Below are 19,041 nucleotides of genomic sequence, written 5' to 3'. Positions count from 1 at the left end.
TTCTTGCTTACCCGATGCGGCGCAGCGCGCGCTCGAACAGGTCGATGGTGTGGGCGTGGAGGCGATCGCCGATTTCGCGCGGCGCCTTGCCCGCGCACGCGCGGGCGTTCGATCCTTCGAGAATGATGCCGAGCTTGTAGCAGGCGAGCACCGCGTACCAGTCGAAGTGGGCAAGGTCGCGCCCGGTCTGCTGGCCGTAGCGCGCGACCATCTCCTCGATCGTGGCGAAGCCTTCCCATGGCGTGATGGCGACGTCGGTGGCCCGGCGCACGCCGTCTTCGGGCCAGGTGGCGGCCAGCCAGCCCAGGTCCAGCAGCGGATCGCCCAGCGTGCACAATTCCCAGTCGACCACGGCGGCAAGTTCGCCGCTGTCGTGCCGGAACATCACATTGGCGAGGTGGAAATCACCATGGATCAGGCCGGGCTGGAATGTGGGTGGCATGTGGCTTTCAAGCCAACGCGCCACCTTGTCCACGCCGGGAATGGCCTGCGGCCCGGTCCAGCCGGCGAACTCCTCGTAGCTCTTGAGCTGAGCAGCCCAGCGTCCTACCTGACGGCCAAGCCAGCTGTCGACCTTGCCGAAATCGGCCAGCCCGACTGCTGCATAGTCAACCTTGCTCAGGGCAGCGATCGCATCGACCATGGCGAGCCCCATGCGGTGGCGCACGGCAGCATCGCCAGCATGGACGGGCTCGAGCCCTTGGGTCGCATTGAAGCCGTCGATCGGCTCCATGAGGTAGAACGCGGCACCCAGCACGTCATCCTCGGGGCAGGCGGCGATAAGCCCGGGGTGCGGCACATCGCTTTCGGCAAGCGCAGCCAGGACGCGGGCCTCGCGGCGCATGGTCTCGTTCGAATTTGCACGCAGGTGTGGCGGGGGGCGGCGCAGGACGTAGGTGCGCCCTGCACGGGTGAAGCGCAGCAGGATGTTCTGTGTGCCGCCCGAAAGCGATTGCACCGCATCCAGCGGGCCAGAACCCAGCCCTCGGCTATCCATCCAGCCTCTCAGCGCCGTCAGGTCTACGCCCGGTATTGCGTCCTGCTCGATCACGCATCCTCCATCACCGGTTCGGTCTGCGCTGTTCGACGCGACCGAATCTGTTATCCAGATGGATAATGTGATTGACTTAAACCGCTGTCAAAGGGTATTTCGTGCCCATGGCAACCAGCGCTGCAGCATCACGGATCGATCCGGCAGAAATGCTGAAGGAAGCGGCCTTGCGGCTGTTTGCCGAGCACGGGGTGGAAGGTGTGACGGTCCGCCAGATTGCGGAACTTGCCGGGCAAAAGAACCACGCCGCAGTCGGTTATCATTTCGGATCGAAGGAAGCGCTCGTTCGCGCCGTGATTGCGCATGGGGCGCGCCTGATCGATGAGCTGCGCAATCATCACCTCGATCAACTTGAGGCGCGAGGCGGTCCGGAGACCCTGTTCGACGTGACTCGCTTGCTTGTGCAGACGTCGCTGCTGCCCGCCAATTCGCCCTGGAGCGATTGCTACAACCGCTTCGTCGTGGTGCTGCAGTTGTCCAACCGGCAACTGTTCATGGATGCGCTGGAAGGGCGCTGGAATTCGGGCTACCTGCGCTGCCTCGATCATGTGCGGCGGCTGCTGGCGCCAATGCCGCCAGCCATCGTCAATCAGCGGCTGCTGTTCATGGGCTCTTCGCTCGGCGGGATTCTCTCCGCGCGCGAAAGCCAGCTTGCAGATACCTCGCGCCCTCATCCGACATGGACCGATCCCGCCACACTCGATGCCGTGGCGGCGGCGCTGGCGGCCATTCTCGAAAGCTAGCCGACGCGCGCTAGGTGCCCTCACCGACGATATCCGCCCACAAGACGCAAATACGGTCTGCATACCCGCTTTCCACGAGCGCGTGTTGGACATATCGCTGCGCCCATATCTTTCTGCCCTATGGGTTGGTATCGCCAGCGATCTGAATGACTGATCTTCCCCTTTTACGCGCGCCCCCCTTTCCAAGGCGTACGGCAACAGTCTCGCGCCACCCTAGCGCGGCCGTTCGGCCCCCGGATGTATCGCTCGAACGCGTTCGGGCGGCGCGGGTGGGGGGGGCGTTCTGGGCTGTTCCGGCCAGACTGGAAAGCCCGCCGAGCGTTATCGTCCGCCCGGCGTCCGAGGCTGAAATCAGGACGCTCGCGACAGAGTTTGCCGGCGGTCAGGTGCTGTGGGCTGTTCCGTTACCCCTGCAGTCCGTCGCCAGGCAGCTCTCGCGCAAAGAAGGTGGGGCTTGGTGCGGGGATGTCGATCCCTGGTCGGTGCTCGATGCCGATCGCCTGCTTGTCGCGCATGGAGACGACGAGTGGGTGGCACTCGCCGCCATCATCGGCGCTCCGGTCAGACTGCTGTCCGATGGCAAGCACGGGCGAAGGGGCGACAGCACGGCCGAGCTGGCCGAAAGGGCGCGAGCGCTCCTGGGCCAGGCGGAATATCTCGACCCATTCAACGGCGAAGCGGCCTCGATAGATCAGGTGATCGATCAGCTTGCCGACTGGCGCCGCATCATCGAGGAAAACCGCGCCATTGCCGTGGCCTTTGGCATGGCCTGGTGGAAGCGGCGGGAGATCGCGACATTCCTTTGGGTTCCCGAGCGAGCCATTTCCTTTGCCCGGCGCGCTTCGTCCGCAATCCGGCAGGCCGAATGCGCGGGCGGTGGAATCGCGATCTGGCCTTCGCGCGCGGCTGCCATCAGCAGGGTTGCGCCTGATCGGATGCCTCCTCTGGTGCGGGTCGAGGATGGTTTCGTCCGATCGGTCGGACTGGGAAGCAATCTTGTCCCGCCATCGTCGGTCGTGGTCGACCAGCGGGGCATACATTTCGACCCATCCGCCCCCAGCGACCTCGAACACATCCTCGCAACGCATGCGTTTCCCGACTCGCTTGTGACCCGCGCCGCCGCACTGCGCCGCACGATCGTGAGCGCGCAGATCAGCAAGTACGCCGCTGCGGAGAGCGCCCCGCCACCACCGCGCCAAACCGGGCGGCGCCTGGTTCTGGTGCCGGCGCAAGTGGAAGACGACATGTCGGTCGTGGCAGGTGGCGGCGGCCTGTCGTCGAACCTCGAATTCCTGCGCCGCGTCAGGGCGATGGAGCCGGACGCCGAGATCTGGTTCCGCCCACATCCCGACGTCGATGCCGGTCATCGCAAGGGCGCAGTTCCGGATGACGAGGTGCTCCGCCTTGCCGACAGGATCGTGCGCGAGCCTAGCATGGCTGTCTTGCTCGATGTCGTGGATGAGGTGCACGTCATCACCTCGCTCACCGGCTTCGAAGCGCTGCTAAGGGGCCGTCAGGTTACTTGTCATGGTACGCCTTTCTATGCCGGCTGGGGGCTGACGACAGATCTGGGGGAAGTGCCCTCTCGCCGCGGGCGTGACCTTTCACTCGACCAGCTCGTCGCCGGCGTGCTGATTCTCTACCCACGTTACCTTGATCCGGTGACGCATCTGCCCTGTCCTCCGGAAACGCTGATCGCCCGGATGGCCGCGCACCGGATGCCGAACTGGCTCGACTGGCTGCTGCCGGTCCGGCGGTGGCAGGGGCGCTTCATGGCGAAGCTCCGATGACGACGGTGATCCTCGACATTTCGCGCCTGATCTCGCGCATCCGTCACTACACGCCCTCCGGCGTCGACCGGGTCGAGATGGCCTATGCCCGCGGATTGCTGGAACGCTATGGCGAAAATCTGCATTTTGCTGCGGTTCACCCGCTAGGTTGGAAGGGGCGCGTGCCGCGCAACGCGGCGCTGGGCTATCTCGATTGGCTAGAGCATTGCTGGCTGACGGGAAGCGATGAGACGCGGCAGCGTTCTCTCGCCTCGGTGATGCCTACGCTGCTGCGCCTGCGACCCCGACGGTCAAGAGAGCGAGCCGCAACCAACGTGCCGGTCTATGTGCAGGTTTCGCCGCATCATCTCACCCGGCCAAAGGCGGTCAAGGCCATGTTGGATAGCGAGCGCGCATCCTTCCTGTGCATGGTGCATGACCTGATCCCGATCGAATATCCTGAATATGCGAGGGAGTCAGGCGCGCGGTTGCATCGCCTGCGCATGCAGACCGTCGCAGATTTGGCCGATGCGGTGATCGTAAATTCGGCCGCAACCGGCAGGTCGTTCGCATCTTTTGCGCAAGCATCGGGCCGTGTGCCCAGCATCCATGTTGCCTTGCTCGGCACCGAGAAACTGACGCAGGACATTGCGGCGCAGGCTGAAGCAAATGCTTCGGCAGCCCAAGTAAAGCCCTATTTCGTCTGTGTCGGGACGATCGAGCCGCGCAAGAACCACCTGCTTCTGCTCAATCTCTGGCGGCGTATGGCTGAGACCTTGCCCCCACACGAGATTCCCCGCCTCGTGATCGTGGGACGCCGAGGCTGGGAGAATGAGCAGGTCCTCGACATGCTTGAGCGCTGCGCTGCGCTGCGTCCCTACGTCGAGGAAATCAACGGATGCTCCGACGTTCGGCTCGCCAGCATTGTTCGCGGCGCGCGGGCGCTGCTCATGCCATCATTCGCGGAAGGCTTTGGCATGCCGGTGGCAGAAGCGCTCGATGCGGGCGTGCCCGTCATCTGCAGCGATATCGCAGCCCATCGGGAAGTCGGTGGCGCCGTGCCGGACTACCTGGACCCGCTTGACGGGCCCGGTTGGATGACCCTGATCCGCGATCACGCCCATGACGGCGCGGCTGCCATCGCCCAGCGCGCAAGGCTGGCGCAATGGCACGCCCCAACCTGGAATGAGCACTTGGACATAATCGATCGGGCAATCGACCAGTTGGCCCTGTCAGCCGTGAATCGCTAGCAGCCCTGCACGTGCACTGGCGTCACGAGGCCGTTGAACGCTTTCGCTGAGACTTGATGGTCGAGCCGAACAGCTTGTCCCACAAAGGCGTGGTGATAGCGAAGTTGCCCGCCTCGCTGCCGTGGTGGTGCCGCATGTGATGGCGCTTCAGGACGTTGGCGATGCGCCCCTTCATCGGCCACTGATGACAGCCGAAGTGGATCACATCGTAAAACACGTATCCACTGATGAACCCAAGGAACAGCCAGGTGCCGCTGGCACCGAGCGCCAGCACGCACAAACCCCAGACCGCTGCCGCAATCGGAATGCTGACTATCGGCGGCATCAGATTGCGCAGCGGGTCGTTCGAATTGACGTGGTGATTGCCGTGAAGGACGAAGACCGCCGATCGGACAAACGCCACTTCCGAAGACCAGTGGAACGCAAACCGGTGCATGGCATATTCGAACAGGCTCCACACCAGCACGCCCGCGCAAAACAGGGGCGCGACCAAGAGGTCAAAGCCAGCGGTACTCAATCCGACGAATGCGATGACAGGCAGCGCAACTGCCCAAGTGGCACAAAATGCCGTGAGCGAAACGACGCTCAAGCGCTCCAGCGCCTCACTGCGGAAAAGCCGAAGGGCCCCGGATTGGTCATTGTGCAGCGCCATAATCTTCTCTGTCAACAAAACTAGCTCTCGACTGTCAAGTAGTGGGCCGGCATATTTGATCCTGCATTTTGGCCATGTAGATCAATTTGGTTAGCGTAAACTGAGGAATCGTCAGCGATTGCTGCGGTGCGACAGCGAATGTGGCGAGTATACACACTTGTCCAGCAATCTTAAGGGTCGCTGCGATGAACAGCCCGCCTCTTGCCAACGCTGATTCCACCGCTCGCCGGAACGTGCTTATCGTCGGCGCATCCGGAGAAATCGGCGCGGCTATCGCCCTTGATTACGCCAAGCATGGTGCGCGCCTGCGCTTGTGGGGGCGCGATCCGGTGCGTTTGCTGAAGACGTCCGAAGCCTGCATTGCCGCTGGCGCCGACGCGGTCAGCAGCCGGCTTCTGGATATAGAGGACGTGGCAGCGGCTTGTAAGGCAATCGTTGCTGACGATGCCGCGACGCCATTCGATTGTGCTGTGTTTGCGGCTGGTTCGGGCGACGTAAAGGGACCTGGCCTATTGGTCGAAGCAGCTGATCAGGTGGCAAGGCTCGGCATCGTCAACTTTGTCGCTCCTGCTGCCATGGCGTCAGCGTTGGGTGAGAAAATGGCGATGCGGCAGGCGGGGCGCATCGTGCTGATCGGATCGGCAGCCGCGTTCCATGCGCTTCCTTTTGCCGCAGGCTACGCCGGATCGAAAGCGGGGCTGGCCCGGTTTGCCGATGCGTTGCGCATTGGATTGAAGCCTCATGGTGTGTCCGTTACGCTGGTATCTCCAGGCTTTGTCGACACGGCTGCCGCACGGCGGGTACCGGGGCCCAAGCCGGGCATCCTATCGCCCGAGGTCGCAGCCAACAGCATCGTCGCGGCAGCTGAAGAGGGTGTTGTGCATCTTGTTGTGCCCCGCACCTTTGTAATTCTTCGCCTCTTGGATCGCATGCTCCCTCGCGCCATGCGGGATCGCTTGTTGAGAGCTCTTGCACCGCAGGAGCGCTAGCGCGCCAAGGCGCTTTCGAAAATCGCCTGATGGAGACCAGCGGGGGTGAGCCCCACCGGCTGCGCTGCGGATAATCCGTCGTCGCCCCTGCTGCTCTGTGCGAGGTCGACGATGACATAGGGCGTATGCCGATCCCCTCCGGGTTGGACATGGCCGGGAATGCTCGGCCGGTGATCGCCGAAAAATACAAGAGTGACCGGCTGCTCGAGTCTATCCAGGCGTTCGATCAGGCTGCCGAGCATGGCATCGCCGTTCCGAACCAGCCGCAGATAACCTTCGCGAAGATCGCCGCCGCCTGCGTCCCATGGTCCGTGGTTCTCGATCGTGACAGCGTAGATCAGCGTGGGGCCGACGGCCGCCTGTGCAAGATCGACGATTGCATCGGCGATGGCTGCGTCGCTCACATAGCGCCCTTCGCCTTCTCTCGGAGGCGCAAATCGATCCTCTCCCACCAACTCGGCGAAACCCCCTGCCGTCAGGATTTCGGCCCGATTGTAGAAGCGCATGTCGTGCGGGTGAACGAACAGGCTGCGCCAATTGCCGGGCGCAAGCCGCGCGGGTAGCGCGAAGCTCGTCTCGCCGAGCGCGGTGAGGTAGGGATCGAAGCGCCTGAAGCCGAGCTGGTCTTCGCTTCTCCCGAAGATCACCCCGTATTCGGTGCGCATGGTGTAAGCGCCGAAACCGGACACGGCCAGATCACCCCACTGCCGTGCGCGACGCCGTGCCGCGGCGAGGGACGGCAACGCGAGAGCGTTGTCGTCGAACAGTTCAACCGGGTCGGCAAAGGATTCGCACTGGATCACCACGATCAGGCGGTTGTCCTGCGCAAAGGTGCTTCGGTCGATTGCGTGCAAGGGCGCCGGGTCGGGCGTCTGCCGCCACCTTACGGCATGCAGAAAGAGCGTCGCGATCAGGCCGTGGCGGGCCACATCGGCATCGGCATCAGGGTCCTGGGCGAGCCGCGCAACTGCCGGCAGCCGCAGCACGAGCGCAATCCCGATCGCGCTGCCGGCCGATATCGCGAGCCCCCAGACCCGCTCGGCCTGCGATCCGTGCAAGATCGCCCAGGCCAACAGAAGAAGGACCAGCGGCGCACAGACCAGCAAGGCAGACCTTTGCCATCGCGCGAGCGCGGAAAAGTAAAACTGCGGATGACGAAACACCGCGAAAAGCAGGGCGAAATCGCTGAACAGCAGCGGCTCGCCCAAGACACGGCGCTTCGCTGTCGAAACTGTCGCAAGCAGCGTGGCAAATCCCCCGACGATGATGGCCGCCCCGGCGGCCTTGCCAATCACAAGCAAGAGCAGGCCCCATGCCGTCAGCACGAGAAGGCACAGAAGCGCGACACCTGCGGTGCTTCGCACAGTCGGGATCCTTCCGGTGAGGGTCGGACGAACAAAGGCATCGGCGGTGAGGGCGACTGCAACGAGGACTGCGGACATCAGCACTAAAGACAGCGACGTAGCTCCCACGCGGCGGCCGGGCGTTGCCACGGCGGTCTGGTGGCCCATTAACAACACGCGTAAACCGAGTCATCGACTATTGCGTTGTGCTGGGGAAATACGCCGTCGACGAAGCCATTGCTTGCAGCTATGGCCGGGCGGATGTCCTTGGCCGATACTGTCAGCATACCTGTTTCGTCGGATAATTCGCGCAAATCCGTGACATTGGGATCAATTGCGCCAGAGAAGCGGCGGATCTTGCTGCTGCAAGGCCTGATGGGGCCGCTGTTCCGTCGTCTGGGGCAAGGCCTCCGCGCCGCCGGGCACGAGGTTCACAAGGTTAACTTCAACGGGGGCGATCGGCTTTATTGGCGGCTGCCGAACGGAATCGACTATCGCGGCACGCTTGAAGCGTGGCCCGCTGCCTTCGCACAAATTCTTGCCGAGCGACGTATCACGGACGTCATCCTTTTCGGTGACTGTCGCCAGCATCACATTCGCGCGACGCGGGTCTGTCGTGAACTCGGTGTTGCCGTCCACGTCTTCGAGGAAGGGTACATCCGGCCGGACTGGGTCACGCTCGAACGTGAGGGTGTCAATGGCCACTCGAGCCTTCCCAGTGACCCGGAATGGTTCCGGTCCATGGCTGCCACCTTGCCTCCGGTGCCAGAGCACCGCCAAGTGCCGTCATCCTTTCGCAGGCGCGCACTTGAAGGATTGCTCTATAACGTCGCCGACGTGACCACGCGCTGGTATTACTCAAATTGGGATAACCATCGCCCTTGGCCGCCCCTTGTCGAGGGCAAGGGCTGGGCCCGCAAGATTCTGCAGCGCAAGAAGCGGGATTTTGAAACGGGGCGTATTCTATCGCGTATAGAAAACGGAACCGCATCTCCCTTCTTCTTGTTCCCGCTACAACTCGATTCGGATGCCCAAATTCTGTTGCATTCTCCCTTCTCCGGAATGGCAGAAGCCCTGCGTACAGTGATCGCGTCGTTTGCGAAGCATTCCTCCCCGAAGACCAGGCTTCTGGTCAAGGAGCACCCGCTAGACAATTGGGTCCGTGACTGGCGAAGAATAACTTTCGAAATTGGCCATGAGTTCGGCGTGGGGCATAGGATCGACTATTTGCCCGGCGGTGACATTGTTCCGGTCGCGCGAGCTTCCCTCGGGATGGTAACGATTAACAGCACCAGTGGAACCTTGGGCTTGATGCTAAGCAAGCCAGTGGTGGTGCTTGGAAGCGCAATCTACAATATCCCGAGTGTGACTCATCAGGATGGCCTGGATTCATTCTGGCTCAATCCGGTTGAGCCGGATGCGGCGACGTTCGCTGCATTTCAGCGCGTGCTGATCGATCGCTGCCTGATCCCCGGAGGTTTCTTTTCGGAAAAGGCGCTCGCAATGGTCGTGCGTCACGCGATCGCCCGGCTCGAGGGAGCGCCGATCACGCCGGAATGAGCACGGTGAAGGCTCCCCATCCAAGATTAGGCTAACTTGGGCGTTTTCATTCACCGAAAGCGGCATTTAAGGCCTGAGCATGCGTGGCGTCATTCGTTATCAATTGCCTCTTCGTCACAAAGAACCTGCATCAGAGCTTCGGCTTGCTCGTTGCGCGACGGTTGGCGCGGCGCCTTCGCGATAACGGGTTCCGACACTTTAACTGGCGAATTATTGGCCGTCGTGTAGTGCTTGAGAAATAAAGACATGACGTGCTTGACGCCGGTCTCACGAATTTCGCGGGCATCATCCTCAAAGTAAGCAGCCCTTGTGAACGGGCTCGTGATGATCTCATATGAGGGGAAATAGTCGCACAGTTCATTCGATGCCACGACTTGCTCAGCGGCTACGCGCAGGACCGCCTTGGAATAGGCAGTCGATACGGCGACATGCCTGTCAATCGCCGTCGCATTGAGGGGAACAGGGGACACGGTCAGAATGAATCGAACGGTCGGATTTTTCGTGCGAATAAAATCGAGGCTCCACTGCAGGTCGGCCGCGACTTCAGTCACGTCAAGATTGTGAAATTCGTGAATGGAATCTTCGTACGTTCCGCCGGCAACCCCGGGCGCCAAGGGGTAGACAGCACCGTCCCGCCTGTCACACCACGTCTCCGTCAGGCCGAGCGTGAAAACGAAAATATCCATTTGCTCTATCGCCTGGCGCACTGCTGCGAGGTGGATCGCGCGATCAAGGCGCAATTCGTCAGGCGTCACATAGCCGCCTGGAAGAATCTGGGGCCGAAACGGATCAACGAACCTACCATCCGAACGCTGCCAAGCATCGTCGATGGGTTCGAAAATGCCGTAGGCGCGTTCCAGCAGCTGGCGAAGTTGACGGGTGCTGTAGATGTTCCCGTAACGCGCTGTGAACAGGCCGTAATTGAGCTTCGCAGCAACGCCTTGCGACAGCACGGGGTGGGGCTTCTCGGTGACGAGGAAGTCGAAGCCGGCATTGGCCAGAAATCGCGCTACGTGCTGAGCAAAGCAGCTGCCGGCAGTGGCAATCTTGTCGCGTTCGCCGATCTGGAACGAAGGTGTGCCCACGGGATCGAAAAGGCGCTTGTCGTCAAGCGCAGGATCCTTGCGCCAGAATTGATAGTCGGGTCGACCCAAATAGGGGTGGCGCTTACGCATTGATGGCCTCCTCGCTCAATCGATCGAGAACCAGGCTTCCATACCGGTGATTGCCATGTGTGGGATCTCGCCCCCACAAATGCCGATGTAGATAGCCATCTTCGTCAAGCGCAGCGGTCGGTGCCTCGATCAGAGGTATGCCGTGGCTGGCGTAGGCCTCGCGCATCAAAGCGCAGCCCATGGCATAAAGCTTTCGCCGAATAGGTGCAGGCGTAATTCCCGCTTCGAGCAGACCCGAAAAAGCGCTTGGCAACAGCGTCATTTCATCGACTTTGCGAAAAGGTGGCGGCGGAGCAAGTGCAAATGCGGGGCAATCGAAGGCGCTTCGCGCGTCCAGTGCGCGATCCAGGCCACTCCTGATCCGGTGACGCAGAAGTTCCTCCAAAGCACTCGCAGGCAACAAATGGCGATCGCTGCAGTAGTCACTGAAAGGGGGCCAATAAAAATCGAACTTGGGATCGGCTTCGATTAAGCCTACGATATTATGCTCTGTACCACCAAATGCCAAAACGAGCACTTCTGGCTTTAATGAACTATATTGATCTCTGCAAAATTTCTTTGAAGGACTGCCCCTTCTTACATCAAATGCTTTAATTGTTTCGAGCGATAATTCTTCTGCAGCTCTAGAAATTGCAGTAGCGTGGCTTTCGCCCAAAACGAGGATTTTCAGATTTAGCGATGTGTCATTTGGCATGAGATCGCGCTGACTCCAGAATCATTTGGCTATTTCCGTCGAGCCTCGAACGGTGTGAGTGCGGACGTTGACTTACCCTCCGGCCATAGGGCATGGAGACGCGAGATACCAGTCGAGAATAATTGGAAAACCTGCTGCAATGTCATTTGATTGGGCTGTTGATGATGGGGCCGCAGGCGATCGAAAAACATGTATATTGCTCGCAGGGTTGCAAGGTACCGACGTAAGCGCACTGTCATTTGTGCTGCGCAAGAATTGGGGTGCATTGGGTCCGGAGAGTGCCGATTTCTCCGCTGCGGTTGCTAGTCTGAATGCGGACGTGCTGGCAGCATTTGGCGCTGACAGCCTGTCGTTCGAGCCACTAGCTGAATCGTGGTTAGGTTCTGCTCTTCATGCCTCCCTTCGTGGCCGTGCTGTAGATCTTTTGTCCAGGAATTGGTCCAGCCGTGCCCATGGGTTGATTGATGACCCGTCGACGGGTGTTTTGCTGCCATTTTGGAGAGATGCACTCGAGGCAGCCCATATTCGGCCTGTCGTCATCGCTATCTACAATTTTCAGGCGCGCGACCAGGGTCTTGTTCCCGAGTATTTCAATGAACCTGGTGCTTCAAGTGATGCAGTCTGGCTGTCTCGCTTTCTGGAGATGGAAAAGGCCGGGCGTGGCCTGCATCGGTCGCATGTGATCACCGCATCGCTGCAATCCGATGCAGAAGCTGTTGCACGACGGGTGGCAATTGATCTGGGCCAGCCAAGCCTTGAGCAGAAGGCGGTCCGCAACATCGAGGTTTGTCAGGCGCCTCATTTGGACTTGCCGTCCGGAGAACTCGGTCGTTGGATCGGTGAAGTAGTGGCGACAGTCGAGCGCTGGGCGCTTGGGGGCGAAGATCAGGCGGGGCGAGATCGCATTGATGTCGTTGCGGGCGCGTTTGGCCAGGTCCGTCCTCTTCTGACCACGACGATCACAGTGCTCGGGCACGAAATGCGTCGCTTGCGCAACAGATGCACGGAGTTGTCCAGGCAGATTGCTGAACTGCAATTGTGTGCTGATCCAATATCTCGTCAATCTGAGTCCATGCCGGCTCGTTCGGATGAATTGAACAACCAGGTCGCTCTCATGGAGGCGCGTTGGGCCGAGATTTTCCGCGACGCTGGAAACGAGACGGAAATCCTGACTGAACAGAACGCGATCTTCTCCCAATCCATAGCGCAGCTGTCAGACGACGTTGCGTCGTTGACGGAGAAGCTGGCCGTCGCAGAAGCTGACGTATCGCGGCTTAAATTGATCGAGATTGCTCAGCAGGCAGAGGCGAAGGCAGCCAACGTCGAAGCATCCAGCCTTCGAAAGTCGCTCGCTGCTTCACAAGCTTCCGTGAAGAAATTGCAACAAGAAGCAAGCGTTCGAGAAGCGCAGTTGAACGGCTTGCAGGATGAATTGCTTGATCGAGCGGCGGCGAACGCACGCCTTGCCATGGCGCCGCAAAGGCAGGGCAGGGCGACTTTCGCGCTGCCCGACTTCACCTTGCCTTTGTCGCCGAAGGCGCGACGCAAGGAGCGGCGAAATCGAGTAATTCGCGCACTCATCATCTCAAGCGGACTTTTCGATGAAAAGTTCTACGCAGCGCGTTATCCAGATGTGATTGCTGCCGGCGCCGATCCGCTGGACCACTTTATCAAGTTTGGCGGAGCAGAAGGCAGGCACCCAAGTGCCGCGTTCAACTCGAAATGGTATCTGTCGGAAAATCCAGACGTACAGTCGGCAGGATTGAACCCCCTCGTCCATTATCTAGAATTTGGCCGGGATGAGGGCCGCAGGCGTCGGTCGCTCAACAGCGCTGGCGGCGCTGATGCGGCGAAGGGTGTTTCGGGTTCGAAAGCAAAGTCTCCTGAGCCAGCGCTTGCCCAGGTGGCGCCGGCCGATATTGCTCCACAAAAGAGCGAACTTATCAGTAAGCGGCCGCCCCGGCGGCAGACTTGGAAAGGGCTCCTTGCACCAGTAACGGTTCGGCGTGAACCCTACGTGCCGTTGGACCAACTCGCGGCGCAGCAGGACGGTCGGCCGTTGACGGTAGGCGGGGTGGTAATTGCCCGGCTACCCAATGGTGCACCTGTTGGCAATGCTGTCCATCGAGTGGCTTTGTTTGCGTCGCTGAGAACCGGTGAGGCCGATGCGGTAAGATTGGCTGGTAATCCCGTATCTTGTCCATCGCCATTTGCTTTATTGAGCTCTCCGGGCCTTGGCATTGAGCATTTGACAGACGCTTGGCACGATGGCCCCAATACTTTGACCCTGCGTTTCGCAAACGGTCAAAGCGGGGTCGTCCGAGTATTTCAGTTTGGCTCTGACAACTCGGTAATCGCGGTTGGCGAAGCCAGGTTGTGCGGAACCGAGGCCGATCTTGCTGCGGTCGATCTCCTAGACCCCATTGGCGAACTTCTCGTGGCATTCTGCTCTCCCGATGGGGCATTGATTGACGCGATGGTGATTCCGTTTCCATCGCTGCTCCGCGGCGGCTTGCATTACGGGGAGCTCGCCGTGATCGAAGCGGCGCCCGGAACCATGGTCACCTTGGCCGACTATAGCAGGACCCTCGCAATGGAGCTTCTGGGTTGGTCAGGAGGGCCGGATACGTTCACTGTTGGGCGGATCGAAATTGACATGCGCGGGGCGACCGGAACCGAGCCGATCTTCCGTCCTTCCGTGATTTCCGGCCTGGCTGCGCGTTTTGGTCTGGCTCTCGGAACCGTTGCCAGCAGCGCCCCACCCCAGCGCGATCAATTGGTCGCTTCCTTGGCAAGCGCCCAACCCATCAAGATTGCCGAGAGGACCGGTGCTCCTGCGGTGCTGCAATTGCCTTGCGATACTGTCCCGTCGCTTTTTGCGATCGTATCACGCCGTTTGTCGAATTGTCCCTGCACAGCGCGCGTCGCGATCGTCGATGCTGCGACGCTCAAACCATTGGCGGATTTGAGCATACCTTATGGAACTGGATTTCCAGTTGCGCAGCACGCTGCCTTGCCTGCGCATGTACCGGTAATTGTGAATCGGCAATTTGAATCGGCTAGCGTTCCGGGAGCACCGACCTTCCCGCTGGCAGTGCGATACTACAACCGGTTAGTCTGGCAGGGAGACCCTCTGATGCCGGTTTCGCCGGATCAGGACTTGGGAGTATCCAGTAATCTGCCCGCTAGCGGAATCTTCTTTTCTGCTATCATCGACGCTGGCGGTGACGAGAAGGCACTTGCGTCTTGTCTTGCATCGCTGTCGAATCAAGTTTCGGCGGGAAAGATTGAGGTCATCCTCGCGGGTTGGGACGAGGAGCGGCCGTTACCGCAATCGGATTGGGACCTCGTCGCAGTTCCTGGCGCACACCTTCCGCGAGCCACAAGGCTCAACGCCGCTGCAGAAAGAGCGAACGGGGACGCGCTGCTGTTCGTTGACCCTAGTGTGGTCCTTTCCGACCCAAGAACAATGGCGCTGTTGGCCGGAATGGTCCAGGCCGAAGGAACTGCGACGGCGGCGTGCGCACTCGTTACGGAACATGATGATGGCGAGGATGCGGTCGTACACTCCGCCGGCTATTTCCCGACCCGCGTTTCATTGAGTGGCGAGCCGGTCTTTGATTTCAGCCACGTTGACGTGAGCAAGATCATTCCGGCGGCGACATATCCGGTCGTCGCCAATCAGGCGCTGTGTTGCTTGATCAGCGCGAAGGCGTGGAAAGCTCTGAATGGCTTCGATGCTTTCCGCTTCCCCGCAGCAATGTTCGATCTCGATTTCGGTATTCGCGCTCTGCAAGAGGGCTTTTCGAACCTTTGCACGACGCTCGTTCGGGCCGCGACACGCCATGCTGTCCGCAGCGAGGATTTCCCGGATGCTATCGCACACAGCATGGCGCGGCCCTATTCCTGGGCGACAGTTTTTGAGCGCGCAACGGTCATTCGGGAAATGCGCCGGTGAAAGTCCGGGCGCTCGTCCAGTCTGATCTTTGGCTTGACCGCGCTGGTGTTCGCATCCGGTACCGGCGGATTGCACCGCACATGGAAGCGCTAGGTGCACAGCTTGTTGTGGATGCGATCGACCGTCTTGATGACGCTTGGATTGTGGATACCGACGTCGTCATATTGAGTAAGTGCACTGATGTGCGGGCCGTACTTGCAGCCGAATACCTTCGCGAACGTGGGGTAATCGTTGGCGTTGACATGTTCGATGACTATTTCAGTCAAGGAATAAGTCCGAGTCTACAGCATCGCGAATTTCTTCGCCAGATGACCTCGAGAGTTGATTTTTTCCTGTGTTCCACGGAGCGAATGCGGGAAGTTGTGGCCGAATTTGCTCAGAACATACCCTCGCACGTGCTAAATGATCCCTTCGATCAACTGGATCGTGAGCGCCTTGCAACCCGTCTGGCCGAGAAATCGCGCCGTGCGCTGGAATCTCGTCGTATAGATGTGCTTTGGTTCGGGATTGGCGACAATCCGATGTTTCCCGTGGGCCTCGCCGATCTCGCGGCGTTCGGAACTGCGTTGCAGCCGCTCGCGTCAACAGGATTCGATGTTCACGTGAATGTGGTCACGAATCTACGAGCGCTGCATGCTGCAACCCTCGCGCAACTGCGGGGAATGGGGCTGCAACTTCAGCTAGAAGAATGGACTGAAGAACGCGAACGGACGGCGCTCGATGAGGCGTTGGTCTCGTTTTTACCTGTAAATCATCAAAATTTCAGCATCGCAAAATCGCTCAACCGCGGAATCAGCGCGTTGACTGGCGGCACGCAGATACTGTCTGCCGGCTTCGATCTGTACGGTGCGATCCGAGACTTCCGGTACCGAGATGCCCGCGACATATTGTCCGATCTCGAAACTGGCTCGTTGAAGTTGCGGCCCGACACAGTGACGGACCTTGCGTCGTGCATGGATGCGTTGGCTGACCCAGGCGTTGAAGCGAAGCGTCTGCTCTCGTTCTTGGGCAAGCTGAATGTAAAAGGCGGTGCTCTGGCGCGGCGACTGGCCCGACGCAAGGCAAAGGCAATGGCTGTGCTTCATGGTAGCCGTACTTCGGCTTCTGCCTTCTCCTATTGTAGCGAACGTGCCATTCTGTCGATCGGGACTCCATTTTCACGAACTTCGCGTAGATTGGACGTACTTTTTTCTTTCGACGATGCTGGTGAAAATATTGAAATACGACTGTCGAAAGCGGGTATTGAAGCGCTGCAACCCGAAATAAGGAAGCAGTCCTGCGAGGAATTGGGTGAAGATTCGCTGTATCCGTTCATTCTGCGAAAAGTTGATCATCCTTCTTGGAGCACTCTTAAAAGAATCAAGAGTTACATGATCGATACGCGCGCTGGTCAGATGATACATTACGTTGAGGTCATGAATGCAATTGAAGCCGTTTGCGCTGATATTCTGCCCGATACCGTAATATATCGTTCCGAATTGCAATCTCCGTTAATGGGTCTGGAGCGAATTACTCGCGTAGCGGAGATGTCGTGATGTCACCATCTGTCGGCAGGGCGAATAACGCAGAGACCGTGTCTGACTCCCCGGTCGCTGCATTCCTTTTCGATCTTATTCAAGATGTGAGCGTATTGCGTCCGATCATCAGGACGCTCGCGCTGCGGGGGGATCTTGAGTTCGTTTTCCTGATGTCGCGACAGTTTGAAGGGCGCGACAAGCAGTGGATTTGGCGCGCGGAAATTGATGAACTCGCTCGAGACTTCGATGCGCGTTTGGTGCGGTTCGAGACTCCATTGGGTGCCGTGCAGGACCTTTATGGCCGACGCGGCATTCTGTTCTCGGCGAGTGAATCCAATCTGACCGCGCATGCGGTAAACCATCACGTTTTTCTCTCCGCTCCCCCTTCGTTTGTGCGTGTCACCGTGCAGCATGGTTACGAATGCGTCGGCTTCAATCAGAACCGCGAGCAAACTTTGGCGCACGGCACGGCAGTGCGTTTTGCAGCAGATATCCTGTGTGGCTGGGTACCGCGTGAAAGACTGCGCCACCTTTGTCCCTCGGAGCGTGACAAGTACGTCGAATTGGGGCCGCCAATGGTGCTTAATCGACTGTTCGACCAACGCGACGTCCGTGTACCAAGGGATACGGGGTTGGTTTGCGAAAACTTGCACTCGGTTCGCATGCGCACCGTCGGCGAATTTCAGTCGACGTATTTGGCAACATTGCTGGAGTTTTCTGGAGAGCAAATTAAAAGTAAGCGTAAGGTCGCGGTTCGTCCGCACCCCGGAGGACAATTCCTTTTAAAGAACCGCGTTGAGTTGCCGCAGAACGTCGTTCTTGCAAATAAGCCTATGTACAAGACAGATCTTGGTGGCTTTATATTTGGAATATCGGCCCCCTCATCTGTTTTGATCGATATGGTTCTGGCGGGAATTCCTACCGCCGTCTGGTCCGATCGTGGATCGCTGATCGATACGACATCATACGCGGGTCTTGCCAAAGTCACGACAACTGAAGATTGGACGGCGTTCGCCGACGAGGCTGCGGCCGATCCGGAACCGTTTCTGGCAAGGCAGAGGATTTTTCTGCGACGCAGTGGGCTGGACATCGAACCGAATTTGATTGCGTCACGATTGTCAGGCCTTGTTGACGGGATTCTGGGGCGCTGGAGAACGGCTGATGCGGGCCCTCAAATTGGGTCAAGAGCACAGCCGAAGCGGGTACTCCTTGTAGCCAATGGGATCATCCCAACGCTTCACATCAGCTTTCTCAAGCCTCTCGCCGGGCTTGCCAGCGCTGGTGCCCTGAAGATTTTCACCATTACCGAGAAAGAGATTCTGGCGGCGGATGCAGCGGCGAAGCGCAGCGGCAGCGGGTCGGCAGCGGATTTTGTGCGCAAAATGATCGATGACGCGCGGCCCGATGTGGCAGTATTTTGTCGATACAGCGGTCCGGAGGTGCAGACAATGGCCGAGCATCTCCGTCAGGCTGGCGTACCAGTGATATTCCATATCGATGATGACCTGCTGAATGTGCCCAAGGAACTCGGGGAAAAAAAGTTTCTTGAGCACAATAGATCGGAACGGACGTCGACGGTTCGCTACCTGTTGGACAATGCGGACTTTGTGTATTGTTCGACGCCACGTTTGCGTCAGCGTTTTGTCGATATAGGAATTTCACGCGACATGTTCGCGGGTTCTATATATTGTTCCGGGGAAGTCGTCTCCGAAGCAGAAAATCGGGCTGTCAGGACAATCGGCTTCATGGGCAATGACAAGACGCCCGAGCTGACGGCGCTTGTGCCAGTTCTTGTGGAGACGTTGAGATCCCATCCCGACGTGCGCTTCGAACTGTTCGGATCGATGGCGATGCCGCCCGAATTCGAGGAGTTTGGCGATCGCATTACAGCTACGCCACCTGTGAGCGATTATGACAGCTTCGTCGCTAAATTCCGCACCCTTCGTTGGGACATCGGTCTCTGCCCGCTGCACCAGACTCCCTTCAATGTAGTCAAGGCAGACACGAAGTGGGTAGATTACACCAGCATCGGGGCAGCAGTAATCGCCAGTCGCGATACGGCTTATGACGCGGCTTGCGCCGACGGCTGTGGTCTCCTCGTCGATACGCTCGAGGACTGGAAGGCCGCGATCGACGCACTCATCGCTGACCCCGGGCAGCGTTTTAAGCAGGTCACGGCGGCCCAGGTAAAGCTGCGAGAGCGGTATAGCCTAGAGCGGCTCACCGAGCAGGTGCTCAGTGTCTTCGACGAAGCGACTGCCGAGTTTTCCCGCGCTTCGGCCGAAGAGTTGTTGGTTGATGGAAGTATGGCCGCTTGAATTCTGTATGCAACTTTGAGAG

Annotated in this window: 13 protein-coding genes; 8 read left to right on the top strand and 5 right to left on the bottom strand. The window is 59.3% G+C overall.

The window, feature by feature from the left end:
• Positions 1–7: 7 nt before the first annotated feature.
• A complete protein-coding gene (locus AACH40_RS15065; RefSeq protein WP_338643098.1) occupies positions 8–1,051 on the bottom strand; it encodes a phosphotransferase family protein in 1,044 nt (347 codons plus the stop codon).
• A gap of 107 nt (positions 1,052–1,158) precedes the next feature.
• Here AACH40_RS15065 and AACH40_RS15060 point away from each other — a divergent pair, with 107 nt between their 5' ends.
• From AACH40_RS15060 to AACH40_RS15050, 3 genes are all read left to right on the top strand, one after another.
• Entirely contained in the window at positions 1,159–1,794 is a 636-nt protein-coding gene (locus tag AACH40_RS15060) for a helix-turn-helix domain-containing protein (protein WP_338643097.1), read from the top strand.
• Positions 1,795–2,276: 482 nt separating this feature from the next.
• Positions 2,277–3,584: a beta-3-deoxy-D-manno-oct-2-ulosonic acid transferase gene (locus AACH40_RS15055; protein ID WP_338643096.1), complete on the top strand. Its 1,308-nt coding sequence runs from the start codon at positions 2,277–2,279 to the stop codon at positions 3,582–3,584.
• On the top strand, positions 3,581–4,813 hold the full coding sequence (locus AACH40_RS15050; protein WP_338643095.1) for a glycosyltransferase family 1 protein: 1,233 nt from the start codon (positions 3,581–3,583) through the stop codon (positions 4,811–4,813). The genes AACH40_RS15055 and AACH40_RS15050 overlap by 4 nt, the downstream gene beginning before the upstream one ends.
• 22 nt (positions 4,814–4,835) lie before the next feature.
• Here the strand turns inward: AACH40_RS15050 and AACH40_RS15045 are convergent, their stop codons facing one another.
• Complete coding sequence (locus AACH40_RS15045) at positions 4,836–5,465, bottom strand: sterol desaturase family protein (RefSeq protein WP_338643094.1); 630 nt, start codon at positions 5,463–5,465, stop codon at positions 4,836–4,838.
• A gap of 185 nt (positions 5,466–5,650) precedes the next feature.
• On the opposite strand from AACH40_RS15045, the gene AACH40_RS15040 reads away from it, so the two are divergent.
• Positions 5,651–6,454 carry an SDR family NAD(P)-dependent oxidoreductase gene (locus AACH40_RS15040; protein ID WP_338643093.1) on the top strand — a complete coding sequence of 268 codons (804 nt, stop codon included), beginning with the start codon at positions 5,651–5,653 and terminating at the stop codon, positions 6,452–6,454.
• Here AACH40_RS15040 and AACH40_RS15035 read toward each other — a convergent pair.
• Positions 6,451–7,965, bottom strand: a complete 1,515-nt coding sequence (locus AACH40_RS15035) for an LTA synthase family protein (protein WP_338643092.1) — start codon at positions 7,963–7,965, stop codon at positions 6,451–6,453. The two genes, AACH40_RS15040 and AACH40_RS15035, sit on opposite strands and share 4 nt — an antisense overlap.
• A 99-nt stretch (positions 7,966–8,064) precedes the next feature.
• Here AACH40_RS15035 and AACH40_RS15030 point away from each other — a divergent pair, with 99 nt between their 5' ends.
• Positions 8,065–9,357 carry a capsular biosynthesis protein gene (locus tag AACH40_RS15030; protein WP_338643091.1) on the top strand — a complete coding sequence of 431 codons (1,293 nt, stop codon included), beginning with the start codon at positions 8,065–8,067 and terminating at the stop codon, positions 9,355–9,357.
• An 89-nt stretch (positions 9,358–9,446) separates the two neighbouring features.
• Here AACH40_RS15030 and AACH40_RS15025 read toward each other — a convergent pair whose 3' ends face one another.
• Both AACH40_RS15025 and AACH40_RS15020 read right to left on the bottom strand, forming a co-directional pair.
• Positions 9,447–10,532: a GSCFA domain-containing protein gene (locus AACH40_RS15025; protein WP_338643090.1), complete on the bottom strand. Its 1,086-nt coding sequence runs from the start codon at positions 10,530–10,532 to the stop codon at positions 9,447–9,449.
• The gene (locus AACH40_RS15020; RefSeq protein WP_338643089.1) at positions 10,525–11,226 is read right to left on the bottom strand and encodes a hypothetical protein; all 702 of its coding nucleotides are present in this window, start codon (positions 11,224–11,226) and stop codon (positions 10,525–10,527) included. The genes AACH40_RS15025 and AACH40_RS15020 overlap by 8 nt, the downstream gene beginning before the upstream one ends.
• 139 nt (positions 11,227–11,365) lie before the next feature.
• Here AACH40_RS15020 and AACH40_RS15015 point away from each other — a divergent pair, with 139 nt between their 5' ends.
• The 3 genes from AACH40_RS15015 to AACH40_RS15005 are packed head-to-tail and all read left to right on the top strand — an operon-like array spanning position 11,366 to position 19,019.
• Positions 11,366–15,184, top strand: a complete 3,819-nt coding sequence (locus tag AACH40_RS15015) for a hypothetical protein (protein WP_338643088.1) — start codon at positions 11,366–11,368, stop codon at positions 15,182–15,184.
• Positions 15,181–16,719: a hypothetical protein gene (locus AACH40_RS15010; RefSeq protein WP_338643087.1), complete on the top strand. Its 1,539-nt coding sequence runs from the start codon at positions 15,181–15,183 to the stop codon at positions 16,717–16,719. Before AACH40_RS15015 ends, AACH40_RS15010 begins: the two co-directional genes overlap by 4 nt.
• A complete protein-coding gene (locus AACH40_RS15005) occupies positions 16,719–19,019 on the top strand; it encodes a glycosyltransferase (RefSeq protein WP_338643086.1) in 2,301 nt (766 codons plus the stop codon). Before AACH40_RS15010 ends, AACH40_RS15005 begins: the two co-directional genes overlap by 1 nt.
• Positions 19,020–19,041 lie beyond the last annotated feature (22 nt).

The sequence above is a fragment of the Novosphingobium olei genome, assembly GCF_037076535.1.
In the GTDB taxonomy this organism is placed as follows: domain Bacteria; phylum Pseudomonadota; class Alphaproteobacteria; order Sphingomonadales; family Sphingomonadaceae; genus Novosphingobium; species Novosphingobium olei.
The sequence above is the reverse complement of the archived record's forward strand: the minus strand, read 5'-3'. Positions and strand labels throughout refer to the sequence as shown.

Bases quoted from the DNA above. Each gene is read 5' to 3' on its own strand.
- AACH40_RS15025 (WP_338643090.1), bottom strand. From the start codon at position 10,532: ATGCGTAAGCGCCACCCCTATTTGGGTCGACCCGACTATCAATTCTGG.
- AACH40_RS15035 (WP_338643092.1), bottom strand. From the start codon at position 7,965: ATGGGCCACCAGACCGCCGTGGCAACGCCCGGCCGCCGCGTGGGAGCT.
- AACH40_RS15040 (WP_338643093.1), top strand. From the start codon at position 5,651: ATGAACAGCCCGCCTCTTGCCAACGCTGATTCCACCGCTCGCCGGAAC.
- AACH40_RS15050 (WP_338643095.1), top strand. From the start codon at position 3,581: ATGACGACGGTGATCCTCGACATTTCGCGCCTGATCTCGCGCATCCGT.
- AACH40_RS15045 (WP_338643094.1), bottom strand. From the start codon at position 5,465: ATGGCGCTGCACAATGACCAATCCGGGGCCCTTCGGCTTTTCCGCAGT.
- AACH40_RS15005 (WP_338643086.1), top strand. From the start codon at position 16,719: ATGTCACCATCTGTCGGCAGGGCGAATAACGCAGAGACCGTGTCTGAC.
- AACH40_RS15015 (WP_338643088.1), top strand. From the start codon at position 11,366: ATGTCATTTGATTGGGCTGTTGATGATGGGGCCGCAGGCGATCGAAAA.
- AACH40_RS15060 (WP_338643097.1), top strand. From the start codon at position 1,159: ATGGCAACCAGCGCTGCAGCATCACGGATCGATCCGGCAGAAATGCTG.
- AACH40_RS15020 (WP_338643089.1), bottom strand. From the start codon at position 11,226: ATGCCAAATGACACATCGCTAAATCTGAAAATCCTCGTTTTGGGCGAA.